Source organism: Pseudorhodoplanes sinuspersici (genome assembly GCF_002119765.1).
GTDB classification, from domain to species: domain Bacteria; phylum Pseudomonadota; class Alphaproteobacteria; order Rhizobiales; family Xanthobacteraceae; genus Pseudorhodoplanes; species Pseudorhodoplanes sinuspersici.
This window is the reverse complement of record NZ_CP021112.1, coordinates 3896461-3913156: the sequence shown is the minus strand read 5'-3', so window position 1 is coordinate 3913156 and position 16696 is coordinate 3896461. Positions and strand designations below refer to the sequence as shown.

Here is a 16696-nt window from a genome sequence, read left to right as displayed (position 1 = left end):
CGCGTCACCGCCATCCGCCGCGAAACAGATCCCGCACCTCCCGCGTCAACGCGGTCTCGCGCGCCCGCGCAGGAGCAGCGAGAGAGGTCCGTCTCGCCTGCTTCACCGCACGGACGCGCGCCCCGGGGAGGAGCGGAAACGTGACGATGGAAATTTCCCAGAGATCGATCTGATGCAGCTTGCGCACGCGCGTCTTCGGATCGACGCGCGCCTGCACCGTCTTGAAGCCGATCGACAAGCCGTCGGATGTGCCTTCGCGGAGCAGCGCCAGCAGTTCTCGCGCCCGCACCACGTCGGGGATCAGCTTGCCGCGCACGCGCAGGCCGCGCCAATCCTCCTGCAGATCGAGCCAGATGCCGATCGGCTCGGCCGGATCGTGCTGAAACAGCATCGGCACACGGCGCGCACCGCGCAGCTTCAGCGATTGCGTGAAGGCGCCGGGCATCACCATGTCGCGCGACTGATCGATCTCGCCGAACAAACTGGCGTAGCCTTCGACGCTGCCGTCGGGGAAGATGGTCGCGCGCGGGTGAAAGGCGATGTCGGGATTGTTGGTATTGGGTGCGAGCATGACGTGTCCTCCACCCTCCCCTGGAGGGGGAGGGTCGCAGGCTGGAGCGAAGCGACAGCATGCGGGGTGGGGTGAATGATCAAGGTAGAAATCGGAGCGGGCTATCACCCCACCCCGTCTCGCATCTCACATACGTTCGATGCTCACCGACCTCGCCAAAGTCGGATGCTTCCGACTTTGGCTCCTGAACAGAGATCGAACTCGGGAACACCCGAGTTCGATGGGAGGATAAAAGCGTTAGCCCTTCGGACGCTTGCGACCATTCCGCTTGCGCAATGCTTTCACATCGCGCGTCGCGTTTTCCTTGCCGATGCGGTCGAGGTGATTGAGAAATTCACGGAACACAGTCAGGTGATCGCGCCCAGAATTGCGTCCAGTTTTCGGTGCGGGACGCAACGAGCGCAGCACGGAATGCAATTCATCCATCAACGGCCTCCAAATTTCTTGTTGAAACGGGAGAGCTCGCGCACGAAATCGTCGAAGCGGCGCATCGCCGCCGCGAGCTCACGCAATGTGAAAATCAATAAGGCACTCGCCGACATCGCCCACAGGAACAGGGCCAGATGAGCAAGATCGCCGCGTTCGGCGAACACGGTGGTCAGGTCGGACATGGTGGGATCTCATAGAAAAAAGCCGTCGCTGCTCAACAGCAACCAGACACGGCCTCAGTCATACCCGGTTCCCGGCCTACTGTTCTCATACCGATAGCTTCGATATGGTTCAGGCAGGTAATCACGCTTGAGACCATCGATGGTTTCATGGGCTCGTATCGTAAGTCCCATTGGCGGCCAGCGGCCCTCGGTCCCTGGTACGCTGACCGCCATAACAATCGTCCATTCAGGATGGCCAACAACCAGCTTCTGCACTTCAGCAACGATGTGAGGCTGAAGCATTCGAAGCTGATGCACCTCGACATGCGAGCGCCAGTATCCATAATTGTCATCGACGATCAGAAAGTCTGCACGGCCCCGCCAGTCGTGTGTCCCGAACTGACCCAACAGCTCGTGAAGCTTGCGGAAGAATACCCCCCACGTAGCCTCCTGCTCATCCAGCACGTAGCCGTCATCGTCATCTTCGTTATCATTGGCAGGCGCTGGAATTGACTTCCTATTCATTGCCGCGTATCCCGTACCGGACCCTGTAAAATAATTCCCTGAACCTCATTCTCCGATTGAAGTCGCGAATTCGCGGGTCGCGCGAGCTAAGAACCTCGTCAAGAAACGATTGCGCCTGAGCCGTCGTCATCTTCGATTTTTTGACGCTGTGGCGAGCCAGGAATTCCTCAAACCGAGAAGCCACAACATCATTATATGCTCGATGTTCTTCGTCGAACAGGTTCAACCGCGGATTATACAATCGTCCTGTCTTCGCGTCTCTGAAGACCTTTCGGGCTTCTTCGGAAAGCCCCTCGTCTTTGAAGATTTGGCGCGGCACATAGTGGTGACCATCTGCCCGGCTTCGCCGCGCATCACTAAATTCATCCAGCAGATCAAAACTGAGTGACTCCTCGAAGGAGTCCGCGACCTCATCTTCCTCCGCTCCGGTCTCCGTCCATCGCCCCCATTCGTCGCGCGGCTGTTCGGGATCAAAGCCTGCCTTGCGTTCACCTGGCGCGAGGAAGCGTTTGAAATCAGGCCGCATCCAGCGGTGCGCATCAGGCCGCATCCAGCGGCACGTTTCACGCGCCAGCCAGGCATCGTTTGTTTTAAGCATGTGATTGACCTGGAAAATCAGTTGAAAGGAGGCCGGACAACACCCGCTTCGAAGCAGCTCAGCCGAACTGGTCCCCACCCTCCACCGGCGCATATCCCACGGCGATCCGCTTCTCGTTCAGCGTCAGGAACGGCGCGGCGGTGATGCGCTCCCACAGCGCGGCGCGGTCGTTGTTCAGCGCCTCGATGCGATCGCTATCAATCGCAAGCCGCACCTGCCCGCCATAAGCCGGCGCCAGCCATTGCGACAAGGCCACGCCGACGCGCGACGCCAGCGGCAGGATCGTGTCGCGCCACAATGCGCGGTTGGCTTCCTGATAATTGGCATAGGTCGCGTCGCCGGGAATGCCGAGCAGCATCGGCGGCACGCCGAAAGCGAGCGCGATCTCGCGCGCGGCATTGTGCTTGGCGTCGAGGAAATCCATGTCCTTCGGCGACAGCGACATTGCCTTCCAGTCGAGCCCGCCTTCCAAGAGCAGCGGCCGGCCGGCATTCACCGCGCCCTGATAATTGTCTTCCAATTCGCGCTTCAAGCGATCGAACTGGTTCTCCGACAGGATCGAACCATCCGGTCCGGAATAAACCAGCGCACCCGACGGCCGCGCGGCATTGTCGAGCAGCGCCTTGTTCCAGCTTGCTGCGGCATTATGCGTATCGACCGCCACCGCAGCCGCCTCCAGCGGCGACAAGCCGTAATGATCGTCGAGCGGATGAAAATGCGTCAGGTGCAAAATCGGCGGCAGCGCCTGCGCCTGCTCGAAGCGCATGCTGCGTCCGGCCACCAGATAATCGTAGGCGTCCGGCCAGCCGTCGCTGCCCGGCACGACACGCATGCGGTCCGGCCGCAATGCATGGAGTTCGCGGACCGCACCGTCCAGCGTCACCGCTTCGATATAGGCGTTGCCGGCAAGCTGCAGATGCGCGAATACGCTTTCGAGAAACGCCGCACCGTCCTGCCGCGGGTTGGGCTGCGCGATCAGATCGAGCAGCGGATGCGTGTCGTGTTCGGCGGCGCCGTCATAAAGCAGCCACGACACCGATGCCGCATTCTCGGCCACCAGCCGCACCGCGCGATGCACCACTGCATTCTTCAGATAGCCTTCACGCGTCAGCGCCGCATAATCGCGCGGCGTCCAGCGCGCCCGGCCGGACGTCTGCAACGCAATCAGCTGTGCGGCGCGCGACGCTTTGGTTTCCGGTGCGGACTTTGCAGAGCGGAATGGATTTTTCAGATTGAACGGCATGGCTTCTCCGCGAGGAAAATCGGCACCAGAGATTCGCAAAGCAAAAGGCCCGCTGCGAAGCGGGCCTTCATCAAATTCAAGCTTCAATGATAATGCGCGTCAGAACACGCCGAGCAATGCCAGAATGATAATCACGCTCAGCGGCACGCCAAGCAGCCACAGGATGATCGGCATGTTGCCCTCCTTGTTCGTTTCCTCAGTCGGAGAGACAACGCGGGACACACCATAATGTTCCGCAAATCATCCCTTCGCCGGTAATGGCCAGGTTCGGATCTGTTCGGCAACACTTGGATATTTCGCCGCGAGTTCATCCATCTTGCCGAGTTCGACATCGGCCGGCTCGACGCCGGGCCATTCGGTGGAGCCGCCGAGAAACCAGCGCCGCGAACCGGTCACCCGCGCCGTATGAAACGTGTTGCCCGGAATGAACAGCTGCACCTTGTGCCCCGCGCGAATATCGGGCCCGACGATATGATGCTGCGTCGTGCCATCGGTCATCATCATCAGGATCTCAAGCGGATCGCCAAGATAGTAATGATAGAGTTGATCGTTGCGGATGCGATGCAGCTTCACCGGCTCTTCCGGCGTCAGCATGAAATAAAGCGCCGATCCGGCCGGCCGGCCGCTCTCGAACGGCGCCGGCAATCCGCCCGGCGCAATCCGTTGCTTCGAAACGAAGGTGACGCGCACATAGCCGCAGGTCGCATTCGGTTCGAGGTTGAGAAGCTTGCGAACCTCATCGTAAGTCATGTCATTGTGCATCGAAGAACCCATCCCCTGCGCGCCCGCTTGCGACGATGTCAGCGAAGCGGCGCTCGCCAGCGCCGCGCCCACCATCACGTCGCGTCTTGAGTGTTCAGACATGATCCTCTCCTGCAAAACGCAAAGCCGGACTGTTGTCTGCCGTTTCCGCGCCGTCAATCGCCATGCGCGGTCTCGGTGAAGCGAGTATTGCTCAATTGTAGGGTGGGTTAGCCGCAGGCGTAACCCACCAATCAACAAAGGAGGCGGATTACGCTTTGCTAATCCGCCCTACAGACCGCATCGCCGCGAGCGATCACAGCCCCCTCACCCGCGGCCCGCCCCTTCCGCCGAAAGTCAGATGCGCCACCGCCCACACCATCGCATCCAGCCGGTCGGGCGAGCGGCCGGAGGACAGACCATCCAGCCCGAAGTCGCACATCTCGTCTTCCAGCGCCGGAAACACACCCGCATGCTTCACCCGCCCCTGTTCGTATAACGCCGCGATCGGCTCGGCGCGCAACCACTTGCCGCGATGCGCGCGCACCGCGATCACCGGCACGCTTCCGTCAACCTCGCGGATCACACTGCGCACCATGTCGCCGCCCTGGTTCACTTCAACGACAAGCGCATCGGCTTCCAGCCGCCGCCACAGCGCGATCGCTTTCGCCGCCCAGCCGGCAGGCGAAAGACCGGACACCGTCTCGTCGGCGATCACATATATAATGTCGTTCTCATTCCGGCCGGCGGCGACGAGCCCGCAGGCATCGGCGCCCTTGCTCGCCGACACAGGCGGATCGACCGCAACGATGATCCGCTGCAAGGCCGGCGCTTCTGCCACGCGGCAGCTTTCGATGCCGCCGCGCGACCACAGCGCATCCGGCCGCTCGTCGATGATCTCGCCATCCAGTTCCTGGCGGCCAAGCCGCGTGCCGTCATAGCGCTTCACCACCGTGTCGATGAAAGCCGGCGACAGGTAATACGCATTCGCTCGCGTCGCCGCATGCGTCACCGCGCTGGTCGGATCGGTGATCAGGCGTTTCAACAATGCAATGGGCCGCGGCGTGGTGGTGATCACCTGCCGCGGCCGCGCGCCAAGGCGCAGTCCGAACTGCAGCATGTCAAAGGTGGCTTCGGCATGACGCCACTTGGCGAGCTCATCCGCCCATGCGGCGGAGAATTGCGGGCCGCGCAGGCTTTCCGGATCTTCCGCCGAAAACGCCTGCGCGATCGCCCCGTTATTCCATTCCAGTCTTCGCCGTGCCGGCGACCAGAGCGGCCGCGCGTCATGCGGATGCACGGCGAGAAGCCCGGACACGCCTTCGATCATCACCTCGCGCGTTTCGTGTTCGGTCTCGCCGATCAGCGCAATGCGCCGCTCGGTTTCGTCTTCCTGCCTGGGCGCATTGGCGAGGCCCTTGATCCATTCGGCGCCGGCGCGCGTCTTGCCGGCGCCGCGCCCGCCGATCAAAAGCCACGTGGTCCAGGGCTCGCCGTTATTGCCGAGAGCGGGCGGAAGCTGGTGCGGGTGAGCAAGAATGTCCCACGCAGCATTGAGTGCAGCGAGTTCTTCAGCATCAAGACTGGCAATCGCTTCCGGAATCTCGTCGCGCAATAATTGCTTCGAGTTTCTGTGCAACGGATCGTCTGAGTTCATCGATCGATCTTGGAATGGATTCATTCTTCGGCGCCTTCGGCTTCGGCGCACCTTTCTCATGCAGCGCGTCGAGCGCGGTGAGCGATTGCATGGTCTTCGCCAGCACGGCGAGCGTGCGGGCGTCGCGCTCGCGATCGCCCGCCTCCTGCTGCATTCCCGCAAGACGCATCTCGATATCGCAGACCTGCCGCTCGGCGGCCTTCATCATGCGATTGACCAGCGCGACGCGATCCTCTTTCAGGATTTTCCGCCGGATCACCATCCGCCGCTTTGGCAAGGCCGGCAGCGCGCGGACGCCCATCGTCTTCGGTCCGCCCGCGACCCAGTAATACACCGCCCAGGTGCTGAGCTTGGTTTGCGCAACGATCTCGCGTGTCGTCGCGCCTTCTTCATACATCTGCCGCGCGCGCAGCGCGGCTTCGGGGATATCGGTCATGGATGTAAATTCGAATTTGAGCCCAACACACAGTACCGCTCGTCCCCGCGAAGGCGGGGACCCAGCGCAAAAGAAAAGCATTGAAGGATTCTGGATTCCCGCATTCGCGGGAATGAGCGGGAGCACGTGGCCCGGATCGCAATTGTGGAGAATGACCAAACCTTATCGAAGCAGCGTCACGCTGTCAAGGATTATTTTCCTTGTCGCCGAAATAAATGGTCCGCCGATCGAAACGCCTAAGCGCTGTCCCGCGCGAGTTCGTAATGCGGGGTCAGCACCTCAATGGGAATGCCCCAGGCCGCACTGATAGTACGCATCATATCCAGCGTCAGCCGGCGGTTTTTGTTGAGCACTTCCGAAGCGCGGCTTCGGCTGCCGAGAAGATCGGCCAACTCAGATTGCGACTTGCCCATCGACTCGATCGCGAAACGGAGAACCTCGATGGGATCGGCTTGCGGAATTTCAACGTGCCTGTCCTCGTAATCCTTGATGAGCGTGGACAGAACTTCAAAACGGTCGCCGTCATCAGTTCCTGGAGCGGGCTGATGATCGAAATAGCGCGCGACTTCGGCGAGCGCCCATTCATAATCCTGCTGCGTGTGGAGTGGCCTGACATCCATCATCACACGGTCTCCGGGTCGCGAGCGGTCATAGAAAGTGAAGTGGCTTCAAAAAAAGCCGTTCAAACTGAGGCCCTCTAAGCCGCTCGATCTTTCCGCAGACTCACTAACGTTTCATACCCCAAACAAGCTAGGGATATGACGCGTGGAATAGGGCCCGGATTCAGGTAGTATCCAATCTGACGGCGGCTACGCCCTAACAACGCGGCTGCTTCTTCTTGGGTGAGGTTATTCCTTTTCAAGAAGGCCGCAAATTCAGCAGGAGTCATCGTTTCTTCGGCGAGCGTCTCGACCATTTCGGCGGTCATTTCTAAGTCATCGCCGTCCCAAACGATAATATCGCCACTGTCTCTCAGCTTTGCCGTAGCGAATAGAGCTTCGTCGTCTCGTAAAGGACGATAGATCTTATAGCTGTAGATCGCGGGCGAAAGATCCACTTGCTCTCTGTATCCAGCACGCGCTCCCTCAGCCCACGTAATCTCAATCAAATGGGGGCGAACGACGCGCAATTCTCCGATGCGCGCCATAAGTTGGCCCGTATCGACAATTTCATTCGCGTTCATTCAACCGTCTCCACTCGTACGCTAACCGATAGGAATTATCAGGAGTAATTGCCCACCGAATTGCCTCTTCTAGGTCACAACGCGGGCCGCTGCCTTTGAGCACCTTGAACGACGTCATGCAGATAGCCGCTGTCCAACCTGGTCCTCGTACGTGGAAATGAGGTGGAGCATGATCACCTGCATATACACAAATCTTGCAATTACTCAGCCGGACGATTTCTGGCATCGTTCGGCTACCAATCAGACGCAGATGCTAGTGCAAAGGTTGCACAGTTCCAATAACAATATTGTGCAATAATTGCACATTATTAATTTCCCCCTAAACGGAGGGAATTTATAGTGTTTTCAGCGTGTTACCAACCTCAAGTTGCGCGGCACACAAAAGAAAAGACGCCACTGCGCGCGGCTCAAAATATCGCGGTAGCGCCCGGAGGCCGCTTTGAGATTATAATCCTTTCCGACTCCCCTGCGAGATACCAATCGTCCCCGCCGCAATGACAGCGCTCAGCACCGCCAGCGCCGCACTGACGAACATCACCAGCCGATAGGCCTGCGCCAGCGCCGGCCCTTCGATCGACGGCGCGGCGGCGCCGCCGAACGCAAGACCGAGCGCTGCGACAGCAACAAGACCGGCCGCCCGCGCCACCGCATTGTTGATGCCCGAGACGATGCCGCTCTGCTCATTTGGTGCCGAGTTCAGCACCACCGTCGTCAGCGGCGCGACACTGATCGTCATGCCGATGCCGACGACAACAAGTCCCGGAAAAAATCCGCGCCAGAAATTCGGATCATTCCCCGTCATGCCGAGAAGCGCAAAGCCCACAGCGGTCACGCTCGGCCCCGCGATCAGCGGCCAGCGCGCACCAACGAGATCGACCAGCCGGCCGGCGTAACGCGAGCCCACCCCCATGATGATCGAGAATGGCAGGAACGCCGCGCCGGCCGCCGTGGCGCTGTAGCCATGCACATTGATCAAGAGCAGCGGCAACAGAAACAGGCTCGCGGTCAGCGCCGCATAAAGAAACAGCGTGAGCGCGTTGGCACCGGAAAAATTCGCATCGCGGAACAGCGACAGCGGCATCATCGGCGCGGCGGCCTTTGCCTCCGCGCGGATGAACAGCAATGCCACCGGCAACGATAGCAGCACCGCGATCAAGCCCGCGCGCCAGGCGCCCTCGCCGAGCGCCACCAGGCCGTAGCTCAACAATCCCAGCGCCACCGCCGTCAGCAGTGCGCCGAGAAGATCGAGCGGCAGATCGCGTGTCTGCAGATCGCCCGTCTCATGCCGGTCGTTCGGCAGCCGGAAGGCCAGCAGCACGGCGACAGCCGCGATCGGCACATTGATGAAAAAGATCGCGCGCCAGCCGACATGATCGACCAGCCAGCCGCCGAGCACCGGCCCGAGCGCCGTGGTCAATGCGCCGGCCGCCGCCCATGTGCCGATCGCCGGGCCACGCTCCGCCCCGGTGAACGACGCGCCGATGATGGCAAGGCTCGACGGCACCAGCAATGCGGCCGCCGCTCCCTGCAGCAGCCGCGCCACCACCAGCCACGCCGCCGATGGCGCAAGACCGCAGATCGCCGACGCGGCGGCGAATGCGATCAGCCCAACCATGAACACACGCCTGCGTCCGAACCGGTCACCCGCAGCGCCGCCGATCAGGATCAGGCTGGCCAGCGTCAGCATGTAGCCGTTCATGACCCATTGCATGGTCGGAAGATCGGCGCCGAGATCCCGGCCGATCGCCGGGAGCGCGACATTCACCACCGAGCCGTCGATGAATGGCAAACTCGATCCGAGGATCGTGACCGGCAGCACCCAGCGCGTATCGATTGCATCCGGCGCAAACGTCTTTGCTTCAGAGGCGCGATGCGCCTCCGGCGTTTCGCATGGCAGGCGGTGCGGTCCGAACATGGCCCGGCAGTCTAGGCATTCAGGCCGCGATGCATAGCCGTGGCAGCCACATGTGCGCTCCGCTCAAGCCTGCCATGTCGCAATGAACCACGCTTTTCAATGGTTCCGGCCCATATGAAACGCCGGATCGATTGCTTTTGCTGGTAGCCCTTTGCGTCTTGGAAAGCTTTGCGGCCTAGCCTTGGCGGTGGAACCGAATGTCGCAGTGTCGTGTTGACTGCACAAATGGCCGCAAAGGCCGCACTTTCAGGACGGAGACCCGTCACATGGCATCGGCGGAAACTTTGGCATCGGCGGAAACTTTGGCATCGGCGGAAACTTTGGCATCGGAATGGTCGGCATCGGAGCGGCCAGGCAACGGCGCTTCGCCCCAAGACAAAGAACGCGCGGAGAGCGGCACCATCGCCGGCCCGCAAACCGAAAATTCACCAACACGATCGCCATGGTGGAGCGCGCCGGCCGGCAGGCCGGTGGCGATCCCGGCTTTCGGGCGCGGCCTCATCGAAGTCCTGCTCGACCTGCTGATGCCGAAACCGGTGCCCGTGCCGGTGAAGGTGCGCGCGACGACACGCCGGCGCTAGAGTTTTTTGCTTTGACGCGTTTTCTTCACGCGAACCGGTACCCACTTCGCTCGAAAACGCTTTAGACGTGATCGACCGGCAGTTCGTCGGGCTTCTTCGCCGGCCCCCGCAGCGGCTTTTCTTCCATCGCGATCAGGAAGGCGAGCCCGAAACACAGCACCAGCATCGCCGCCAGAAACACGAAGCGATACGCGTAAGCGAGCGCCGGCTCCGATGCCGTGCGCGCCAGCGACTCGACCGAGACGCCGCCCGCCGCGCCGATGCCGCCGAGCACGATCGCGCCGAACAGCGCCACCACCAGCGCCGAGCCGAGCGAGCGGAAGAAGTTCATCGCACCCGTCGCGATGCCCATATGGCTGCGCGACACCGCATTCTGCATGCCGACCGTGGTGATCGGAAATACCGCGCCGATGCCGAGCCCGACCGCCATCAACAGCAGAATGAGAACGACCAGCGGCAAGCCCACCGGCCAGATCGACAACGCGCCAAGCGCCAGGATCGCCACGACAATGCCGGCGACCGCCATGCGCTTATAGTGATCGACCACCACCATCAGCCGCCCCGTCACGGTGGATGAGATCACCGTCGCGCCCATCAGCGGGATCAGCGCGAGGCCGGACTGGCTGGCGGAGAAATGCAGGATCGTCTCGAAATACAGCGGGATGAAAATCGTCATGCCGACCAGCGTGCCCATGCAGCAGGTGCCGGCGAGCGTCGCGCAGCGCACGATCGGATTGGCGAGAACCGTCATCGGCAGGAACGGCTCGCGCGCCGAGACCAGCCGCCACGAGAACAACGACCACAAAAACACCGAGCCGAGCAGCAGCGCGAAGATGGGCCAGCTCAGCCACGGAAAGCGCACGCCGCCCCAGGTCAGCGCCAGCAGCAACGAGACCGCCGCCGACATCATCAGCGCCGCGCCGAACAGATCGAGCGCGTGATCGCGCTTGTGCAGCGGCACATGGCGCAGCGCGTTGCTGGTCATGCCGAGCGCGATCAGGCCGAGCGGCAGGTTGATCCAGAAGATCAGCGACCAGTGAAGATGCTCGGTCAACACCCCGCCCAGCACCGGCCCGCCGACCGAGGATGAGGCGAACACCGCGCCGATATAGCCCTGATAGCGGCCGCGCTCCCGCGGCGTCACGATGTCGGCGATGATCGTTTGCGCGAGCGACATCAGGCCGCCGCCGCCGAGCCCCTGCACCGCGCGGCCGAGGATCAGCGTCCACATGTTCGGCGCCAGGCCGCAGACGATCGAACCCAGGATGAAGATGCCGATGCCGGTCAGCATCACCGTGCGCCGGCCATAGATGTCCGACAGCTTGCCGTACAGCGGCGTGCTGGCGGTGGCGGTGAGCAGATACGCCGTCACCACCCAGGACAAATTCTCGACGTCGTGGAAGGCGCGGCCGATGGTCGGCAAGGCGGTGGCGACGATGGTCTGGTCCAGCGCGCCGAGAAACATGGTCAGCATCAGGCCGATGACGACCGTGCGGACCTCCACATGCGTCAGCGGCTTCGGGGGCAGCGGCTTTTGCGGCTGCGGCTTTCCCTCGGCGGGCGCAGCGGTTTTGCCCTCCTTGCCTTTCGGAGGCTTCTGTTTCGGCGTCTTTTTATCCATGCCGTCTCTTCGCCCGAAGCGCGGGTCCGCGCAAGCCGTTCAACGCCGGTGGAGTGGATTTGACATTCGCCACCCTGTTAACCGAAAGGCTCGCAAAGCGAATGTCAAATCCAAAACTCCACTAGTGTGGTGGTTCGGAAATCCGCTTCATTGTTGCGGCGAGCTCGTCAAGCGGATTTCCGAACCAAACCACACTAGAATCATAGGTTTGCTAGTGGTCCTTTGATTCTAACGTTCGCAACGGTGCCTGTTGAAACGGGATGCGAACGTTAGAATCGGACCACTAGCACATATCAGGTCTGCCGGTTGTCGCGCTGGGCGATGATCGCTTCCAGCTTGCGCGCCACCGAAGCCCGCAATTCCGCGATGTCCCGCTTTGGCTCATCCTGTGCCTTGCGCGCCGCACCGGCCGCATCGGCCGCGCCCAGCAAACGCAAATCGCGCAGCGTGCGCGCGAGCTGGGCCAGCATGCGCACATCGCGCTCGCGATCGACCGGCGCGATCGTCCGCGCCGACAGCCGCATTTCGATATCGCGCACCTGCCGCTCGGCGGTGCGCGTCAGCCGGTTGGCCAGCGACACGGCATCGGCCTTCAGCGCCCGCCGCTTCTGATGCAGGGTCTGCCGCCGCCGCGGCAAGGGCGGCCATTGTTCGCCGTCGGCGCCGAACGGCACACCGTCGAGACAGGCATAGAGCGTGCCGAGCGACATCAGACATTGGGCCATAATGCGCGCGACGGCGAAGCCTTCGGCATACATCTCGCGCGCCAGGATCACGCGCTCGCGCGTCAGCGGCGGATTGGGCTCGGGCTTGATATGGTCGGATAAGGCCATGGGAATCTCGGATGCGGGCCGCGCACACGGTTCACCTCCCCCCTTGCGGGGGAGGTCGACGTGCGCAGCGCGTCGGGAGGGGGGGTGCAGCGCCATCGCGCGCTGCCGATGCAATTGTGGAGATTGCCGAAACCCTATCCCGGCAGCGTCACGCTGTCAAGGATTATTTTCCTTTTCAAAGGATTCCAAGGGATTAATACCGGGACCGGATTCCCTAGCGCCTGGCGGCGGTAGAAAGACGTCGGTAGATCGAACCTTTCGCAAGTTCCGGCGCAACGGATCGGATTCGATCCAGTGCGTCAGTCAAATTGTAAGGTATCACCGAGCCCTCAGAGTTTCCAATTGTTAAATCAAACAAGCGAAGCAAAGCTTCCGCTTTAGCCTCTGTGTTGATGATAGTGAGCTTCTTTTTCCCTCCATCTTCACCATAAAGGCCGTATTGAAGCATCGACCAGCATTCGAAAGGAACTAAAAAACGCTCGATAGCGTCGACAGCCTCTACAAATGCTTCTCCTGATGTCGCAGGGAGGTCCGCAAACGCGCTGCTGACGCCCGGCGTAGCCAACGAACGCTCTTGCGGCCAAACATGCTGGAGAAAAGGCGCAGCAGCGGACCGGAACAAATCGGCGGCGCTTGGCGCTTGCCCAGTGCCTGACTTATCCACGGAAAGATCATAGATGAACCGTTGGATGGCGTTCGCCGCATAGGCACGAACCTCGTCATCGATTGTCCGAAGCATTTGTTGAACACGCGGATTGGATACTGCCGCCTCGCGACCCTCGCGAAACGCATGTAAACTTTCAATAACAAGGCTAAACACCAGCTGCTGCCGAGTTTCACGCCCCAAGCGACGATCAGTCGACCTTTCGGCCATAGCGTTACCGATAATCTTCAAGACTTCGGTGAAGTGTGTTCGACGCGCAATTGCGCGCCACAAAGCTAGCGACGCCCCATCATCTTTTAATAGAGGCGATATAAGATATTGCTCTGCCCACGAGCGATCAGCTCGGAGAAAATACGGCAGAGCCTCAATCAATCGGTGCCGCACGATCAAACCGGATCGGCCGGCGGCATCAATCATAGCACCACGCATTTGGTGCACAGCGCTGCTACTTTCGAATGGCCTCGGCGCATCGTTAAGAGACGGGCATGCAGCGAGGAAAACGCCGACGAGCTTGCCAGTGGGTGTATTCAGCGTATCGATATCCATCGAATCGCTATCATCGTCAGCATTGCTGGCCGTTACGCTGAGATTTGCGTCGCCCTCCTTCTCCGGTCTCGCATTCGTGGCTTCAACCGCAATCGGCCAAATCCTCAGCCACACCGCCAACCCCAAGGCGGATGCAACGACTTGTTTCTCCCATGCATCGAGCCAAGCGCTAATACCCTCAATTGCGGCTGCCAGGGTAGCTTTGGATAGTTCGTTTAGAAGTACGAGAACGCGATTAGCTTCTGCTTGCAAATTTCGTTGCGAGCTTGCCGTCGCATGCTGCTCGTCCTTCGGCGAATGCGCCCAGCCGAAACGGCTCCAAATATGGGGGAAATCATTTCCACCATTCCCAGTTGCTTCCAATTCACCAATCAAAAGCTGAATTCTTCCCGGCTGCCGAAGCCATTCGCTAGCGCGCTCGGCGGGATCATCACCCCAACCATTGCGAGCAGTTGAAAACGCAACTTCCAACGCACGCAAACGTGCTAACCCGCTAAGAGCGTCAAGCTTCTCATCTGGATTTGGAAGAACAGTATAGACCTCAGACGCTCTTGAGAATCCTTCTTCAATATTCATCTGGGCCAGATCTGAAAACTGGCCAATGTTAACATTCAACCAACTCCGCTCATCCGCGGGCAAATCACCACCGGCAACCTCTATCCGCTTAAGCTCGCGCACAGTCCAATAAAGCTGAAAATTTCCTACCTTTGCTTCGTCTGCCTTACGTGGCCAATGATTGCGAGGAGGCCCTTTTCGAACTCTTTTTGCTATCGCCTTCTGAACATTAGGAGCGAGATCGGAAAACCGTATCGAACGAAGCTCAGCGATTTCCGGAAATGCATCCAAATCCCAGAAATGACGATCATCAAGATTCTTCAGGAATGCGCCCGCTTCTTCCGGGCCGACAAGATTAGAGTTTCGGGCCGCCGCTGCCCATAGTCGCGTATGGACAACGGTTTCAGCCATCCGCCAACGGTGAATGAACGGCATCGCATCTTGAGCTTCCAACTCAGCTAGACGCGCAACCACCGTCCAGAGAAGCTTGACCGAGGGGGCGATGCCACGGTGATAAGCATCAGGCTCACTTGTTTCTCCATACCTTCTCGCGGCTTGAGTATAATACACACGACTTAAGAACCCGAGCCGCCACAGCGACCGCTGTCCATCCCACCCAAGCCTCTTGGCTATTTCGAGTCCGTGATTAACGGCGTACTCAAGCGCACTTCCTAACGATCTTAGGAAGGCAACATCTGTCAGGCTTGCTATATTTAAGACATTTAAATCTACAAGATCTCCGCTGGTCAGCGTTGCATGAAGCAGCTGATCAAAAGTCTTTGGGTGCCGAGGCTTTTTTACTAGCTGCCAACGCCAAGCATCAAGCGGCTCAACCTTAAGGCTGGGCGCAACAAGACCAACAATGTTAGAGATGACTGCGCCTGAACGATCCCCTGCTCGAAGCCGCTTCTGGATGCCATATATTGCCGTCGACGCACCTTCTTCCATCAACGGGGCAGACCAGCCTTCTTCGATCAATCTCCACGCAGTCGCCCAAGGTTCATCAAGATTGATCGCACTGGGACTGTCCAGCAAATCCTCGATTGCAAGACGTTCTATACGCTGGGTGCGCTTCAAACTAAGCGCCCAATCTATCGTCGCCTGTTCCGCAAGGCGCTTATTAAGAAACGCGACCGCGGCTCTAAACGCCGCACGATCCTCATCGTTGAGATAAGCCCAAGCCGGGATCATGGTCGCTGTTCCCGCTCTCTTTCCGCACCAATCTTGACGATCGCATCGAGCCACCCAAGGTCAGCCTTTGCCTCGGACACCAAAGCCGATAGTCTGACTCGCTCACTCATGTTGCTTCGCCTAATGAAGTGATCAAACAAATCGCGATCCTCATCGAGCGCTGCCGCTCTGGGCGCTTTTACGATTCGACGCATCTTGGCATCGACGCGATCTTTCCTTCCATTGATTGCAGAAAATTCCGCCCATCGCTCCAGTGTCTCTCGTAGAGCCGAATGATTATTCTCTCCCCTGTAATGGACTGGGGTAATGCCGCGCGCTTTCCAGTCCTCAAGCGCGACTGGATCTGGCTCGCTTGTTCCGAAAAAAGTGAAGCGCTCCTTCAAGTCGTCAAAGCGTGTCCCGTCGGCCGCGACTGCATTCAACAGATAGCGCATTGGTGGATCGGAAGCGCTGTAGCCAACCAAAACTAAGTGAAAAAGACGAGCGGCATCATAGATAAAATCAGGAACCACGCGCCGACGAAGGTAGAATTCGCCAAAGTCTTGATCTGAAAGGACAAGCTCCGAGACCCGGCTTGGATTTGCACTTAGAGCCCCGTGAATATGCAACACTCCAGAAAACTCTGCGTTCCGCGTTGGTCTAGGGATCGAGCCAAGCGAGTAGGTTTGAATTAAGGACGTACGCCGTAGTGCTGCCCTCTGAAGCAGAAGGTCAAAGTTAGTCGTCACAATGGTCGTTGTGCCACCTCGGTCAGCCAAGCGCATAAGCGTACGATGGATCGAAGCGGGTTTGTTTTGACCTGCTCGCAAACGCTTAGCTACTTCGAACCTAACCTGGCTATCGCCACGTGTCTGATCATCAAGACGCCTTTCAAGCATGCCAAGAACAACGTCATAGTCGCCGTTGATGAACCGCTTAACCTCTGCCTTCTGTCTATCATTTAGAGTTGAGCAATCCACTTCCCACCGGTTACATGCTCCACGTGGCAAGGAAGCAATGACTGTATGAACACTGGCATCAAGAGCACGGTAAACATCGAGCACTAGCTCACGAAAATCTGGCAGCCCTGCTGGCTTGGAAACTCCCGCACCGCAAATGAACAGAACTTCGCCTCGCGCGTGTGCAAGCAGCAAGCGCTCTGGAATCGGCGCCAAGCCGCTGCCTAAGACAATAACTCGGTCTTCTGCTGATACGTCGCGCGTCAAGAACTAATCCAATCCAAATAAAGAAATTTCTGGAGAATGAA

The 16696-nt window shown here is 59.6% G+C and carries 19 protein-coding genes; 1 reads left to right on the top strand and 18 read right to left on the bottom strand.

Features of this window, described 5'->3' with window-relative positions:
* Positions 1-4: 4 nt before the first annotated feature.
* From CAK95_RS18990 to CAK95_RS18930, 14 genes are all read right to left on the bottom strand, one after another.
* Complete coding sequence (locus CAK95_RS18990) at positions 5-571, bottom strand: HK97 family phage prohead protease (protein ID WP_086089333.1); 567 nt, start codon at positions 569-571, stop codon at positions 5-7.
* A 237-nt stretch (positions 572-808) separates the two neighbouring features.
* Positions 809-997, bottom strand: a complete 189-nt coding sequence (locus CAK95_RS18985; RefSeq protein ID WP_086089332.1) for a hypothetical protein — start codon at positions 995-997, stop codon at positions 809-811.
* On the bottom strand, positions 997-1182 hold the full coding sequence (locus CAK95_RS18980) for a hypothetical protein (RefSeq protein WP_086089331.1): 186 nt from the start codon (positions 1180-1182) through the stop codon (positions 997-999). Before CAK95_RS18980 ends, CAK95_RS18985 begins: the two co-directional genes overlap by 1 nt.
* A 54-nt stretch (positions 1183-1236) precedes the next feature.
* On the bottom strand, positions 1237-1686 hold the full coding sequence (locus tag CAK95_RS18975; protein ID WP_086089330.1) for a hypothetical protein: 450 nt from the start codon (positions 1684-1686) through the stop codon (positions 1237-1239).
* Complete coding sequence (locus CAK95_RS18970; RefSeq protein ID WP_147413450.1) at positions 1679-2284, bottom strand: hypothetical protein; 606 nt, start codon at positions 2282-2284, stop codon at positions 1679-1681. Before CAK95_RS18970 ends, CAK95_RS18975 begins: the two co-directional genes overlap by 8 nt.
* Before the next feature lie 58 nt (positions 2285-2342).
* On the bottom strand, positions 2343-3527 hold the full coding sequence (locus CAK95_RS18965) for a phage portal protein (RefSeq protein ID WP_086089328.1): 1185 nt from the start codon (positions 3525-3527) through the stop codon (positions 2343-2345).
* Between the two features lie 99 nt (positions 3528-3626).
* Positions 3627-3749 (bottom strand): hypothetical protein, encoded by a 123-nt coding sequence (locus tag CAK95_RS30225; RefSeq protein ID WP_280949824.1) that lies wholly within the window; start codon positions 3747-3749, stop codon positions 3627-3629.
* Positions 3750-3767: 18 nt separating this feature from the next.
* Positions 3768-4391: a cupin domain-containing protein gene (locus tag CAK95_RS18960; RefSeq protein WP_245303455.1), complete on the bottom strand. Its 624-nt coding sequence runs from the start codon at positions 4389-4391 to the stop codon at positions 3768-3770.
* Between the two features lie 193 nt (positions 4392-4584).
* The gene (locus tag CAK95_RS18955; protein ID WP_086089327.1) at positions 4585-5925 is read right to left on the bottom strand and encodes a DNA-packaging protein; all 1341 of its coding nucleotides are present in this window, start codon (positions 5923-5925) and stop codon (positions 4585-4587) included.
* The gene (locus CAK95_RS18950) at positions 5846-6361 is read right to left on the bottom strand and encodes a hypothetical protein (protein WP_086089326.1); all 516 of its coding nucleotides are present in this window, start codon (positions 6359-6361) and stop codon (positions 5846-5848) included. The genes CAK95_RS18955 and CAK95_RS18950 overlap by 80 nt, the downstream gene beginning before the upstream one ends.
* Before the next feature lie 236 nt (positions 6362-6597).
* On the bottom strand, positions 6598-6984 hold the full coding sequence (locus CAK95_RS18945) for a helix-turn-helix domain-containing protein (protein ID WP_342588015.1): 387 nt from the start codon (positions 6982-6984) through the stop codon (positions 6598-6600).
* 74 nt (positions 6985-7058) lie between these two features.
* Positions 7059-7544 carry a hypothetical protein gene (locus CAK95_RS18940; protein WP_086089325.1) on the bottom strand — a complete coding sequence of 162 codons (486 nt, stop codon included), beginning with the start codon at positions 7542-7544 and terminating at the stop codon, positions 7059-7061.
* On the bottom strand, positions 7531-7770 hold the full coding sequence (locus tag CAK95_RS30505; RefSeq protein WP_086089324.1) for a DUF4160 domain-containing protein: 240 nt from the start codon (positions 7768-7770) through the stop codon (positions 7531-7533). Before CAK95_RS30505 ends, CAK95_RS18940 begins: the two co-directional genes overlap by 14 nt.
* A 219-nt stretch (positions 7771-7989) precedes the next feature.
* Entirely contained in the window at positions 7990-9459 is a 1470-nt protein-coding gene (locus tag CAK95_RS18930) for an MFS transporter (protein ID WP_086089323.1), read from the bottom strand.
* Between the two features lie 266 nt (positions 9460-9725).
* Here CAK95_RS18930 and CAK95_RS18925 point away from each other — a divergent pair, with 266 nt between their 5' ends.
* Entirely contained in the window at positions 9726-10040 is a 315-nt protein-coding gene (locus tag CAK95_RS18925) for a hypothetical protein (RefSeq protein ID WP_086089322.1), read from the top strand.
* 61 nt (positions 10041-10101) lie between these two features.
* Here the strand turns inward: CAK95_RS18925 and CAK95_RS18920 are convergent, their stop codons facing one another.
* The 4 genes from CAK95_RS18920 to CAK95_RS18905 form a co-directional block, all read right to left on the bottom strand.
* Positions 10102-11661, bottom strand: coding sequence for an MDR family MFS transporter (locus tag CAK95_RS18920; RefSeq protein ID WP_086089321.1), 1560 nt, complete (start codon positions 11659-11661; stop codon positions 10102-10104).
* A 293-nt stretch (positions 11662-11954) separates the two neighbouring features.
* On the bottom strand, positions 11955-12494 hold the full coding sequence (locus CAK95_RS18915) for a hypothetical protein (protein ID WP_086089320.1): 540 nt from the start codon (positions 12492-12494) through the stop codon (positions 11955-11957).
* A 214-nt stretch (positions 12495-12708) separates the two neighbouring features.
* Complete coding sequence (locus CAK95_RS18910) at positions 12709-15450, bottom strand: hypothetical protein (protein WP_086089319.1); 2742 nt, start codon at positions 15448-15450, stop codon at positions 12709-12711.
* On the bottom strand, positions 15447-16655 hold the full coding sequence (locus CAK95_RS18905) for an SIR2 family protein (protein ID WP_147413448.1): 1209 nt from the start codon (positions 16653-16655) through the stop codon (positions 15447-15449). The genes CAK95_RS18910 and CAK95_RS18905 overlap by 4 nt, the downstream gene beginning before the upstream one ends.
* Positions 16656-16696 lie beyond the last annotated feature (41 nt).

What these genes read in the sequence shown, in the direction of transcription:
- CAK95_RS18960 (WP_245303455.1), bottom strand. Translation starts at nt 4,391, where the DNA reads ATGTCTGAACACTCAAGACGCGACGTGATGGTGGGCGCGGCGCTGGCG.
- CAK95_RS18980 (WP_086089331.1), bottom strand. Translation starts at nt 1,182, where the DNA reads ATGTCCGACCTGACCACCGTGTTCGCCGAACGCGGCGATCTTGCTCAT.
- CAK95_RS18950 (WP_086089326.1), bottom strand. Translation starts at nt 6,361, where the DNA reads ATGACCGATATCCCCGAAGCCGCGCTGCGCGCGCGGCAGATGTATGAA.
- CAK95_RS18915 (WP_086089320.1), bottom strand. Translation starts at nt 12,494, where the DNA reads ATGGCCTTATCCGACCATATCAAGCCCGAGCCCAATCCGCCGCTGACG.
- CAK95_RS18930 (WP_086089323.1), bottom strand. Translation starts at nt 9,459, where the DNA reads ATGTTCGGACCGCACCGCCTGCCATGCGAAACGCCGGAGGCGCATCGC.
- CAK95_RS18965 (WP_086089328.1), bottom strand. Translation starts at nt 3,527, where the DNA reads ATGCCGTTCAATCTGAAAAATCCATTCCGCTCTGCAAAGTCCGCACCG.
- CAK95_RS18910 (WP_086089319.1), bottom strand. Translation starts at nt 15,450, where the DNA reads ATGATCCCGGCTTGGGCTTATCTCAACGATGAGGATCGTGCGGCGTTT.
- CAK95_RS18955 (WP_086089327.1), bottom strand. Translation starts at nt 5,925, where the DNA reads ATGAACTCAGACGATCCGTTGCACAGAAACTCGAAGCAATTATTGCGC.
- CAK95_RS18945 (WP_342588015.1), bottom strand. Translation starts at nt 6,984, where the DNA reads ATGATGGATGTCAGGCCACTCCACACGCAGCAGGATTATGAATGGGCG.
- CAK95_RS18970 (WP_147413450.1), bottom strand. Translation starts at nt 2,284, where the DNA reads ATGCTTAAAACAAACGATGCCTGGCTGGCGCGTGAAACGTGCCGCTGG.
- CAK95_RS30505 (WP_086089324.1), bottom strand. Translation starts at nt 7,770, where the DNA reads ATGCCAGAAATCGTCCGGCTGAGTAATTGCAAGATTTGTGTATATGCA.
- CAK95_RS18940 (WP_086089325.1), bottom strand. Translation starts at nt 7,544, where the DNA reads ATGAACGCGAATGAAATTGTCGATACGGGCCAACTTATGGCGCGCATC.
- CAK95_RS18990 (WP_086089333.1), bottom strand. Translation starts at nt 571, where the DNA reads ATGCTCGCACCCAATACCAACAATCCCGACATCGCCTTTCACCCGCGC.
- CAK95_RS18985 (WP_086089332.1), bottom strand. Translation starts at nt 997, where the DNA reads ATGGATGAATTGCATTCCGTGCTGCGCTCGTTGCGTCCCGCACCGAAA.
- CAK95_RS18975 (WP_086089330.1), bottom strand. Translation starts at nt 1,686, where the DNA reads ATGAATAGGAAGTCAATTCCAGCGCCTGCCAATGATAACGAAGATGAC.
- CAK95_RS18925 (WP_086089322.1), top strand. Translation starts at nt 9,726, where the DNA reads ATGGCATCGGCGGAAACTTTGGCATCGGCGGAAACTTTGGCATCGGCG.
- CAK95_RS18920 (WP_086089321.1), bottom strand. Translation starts at nt 11,661, where the DNA reads ATGGATAAAAAGACGCCGAAACAGAAGCCTCCGAAAGGCAAGGAGGGC.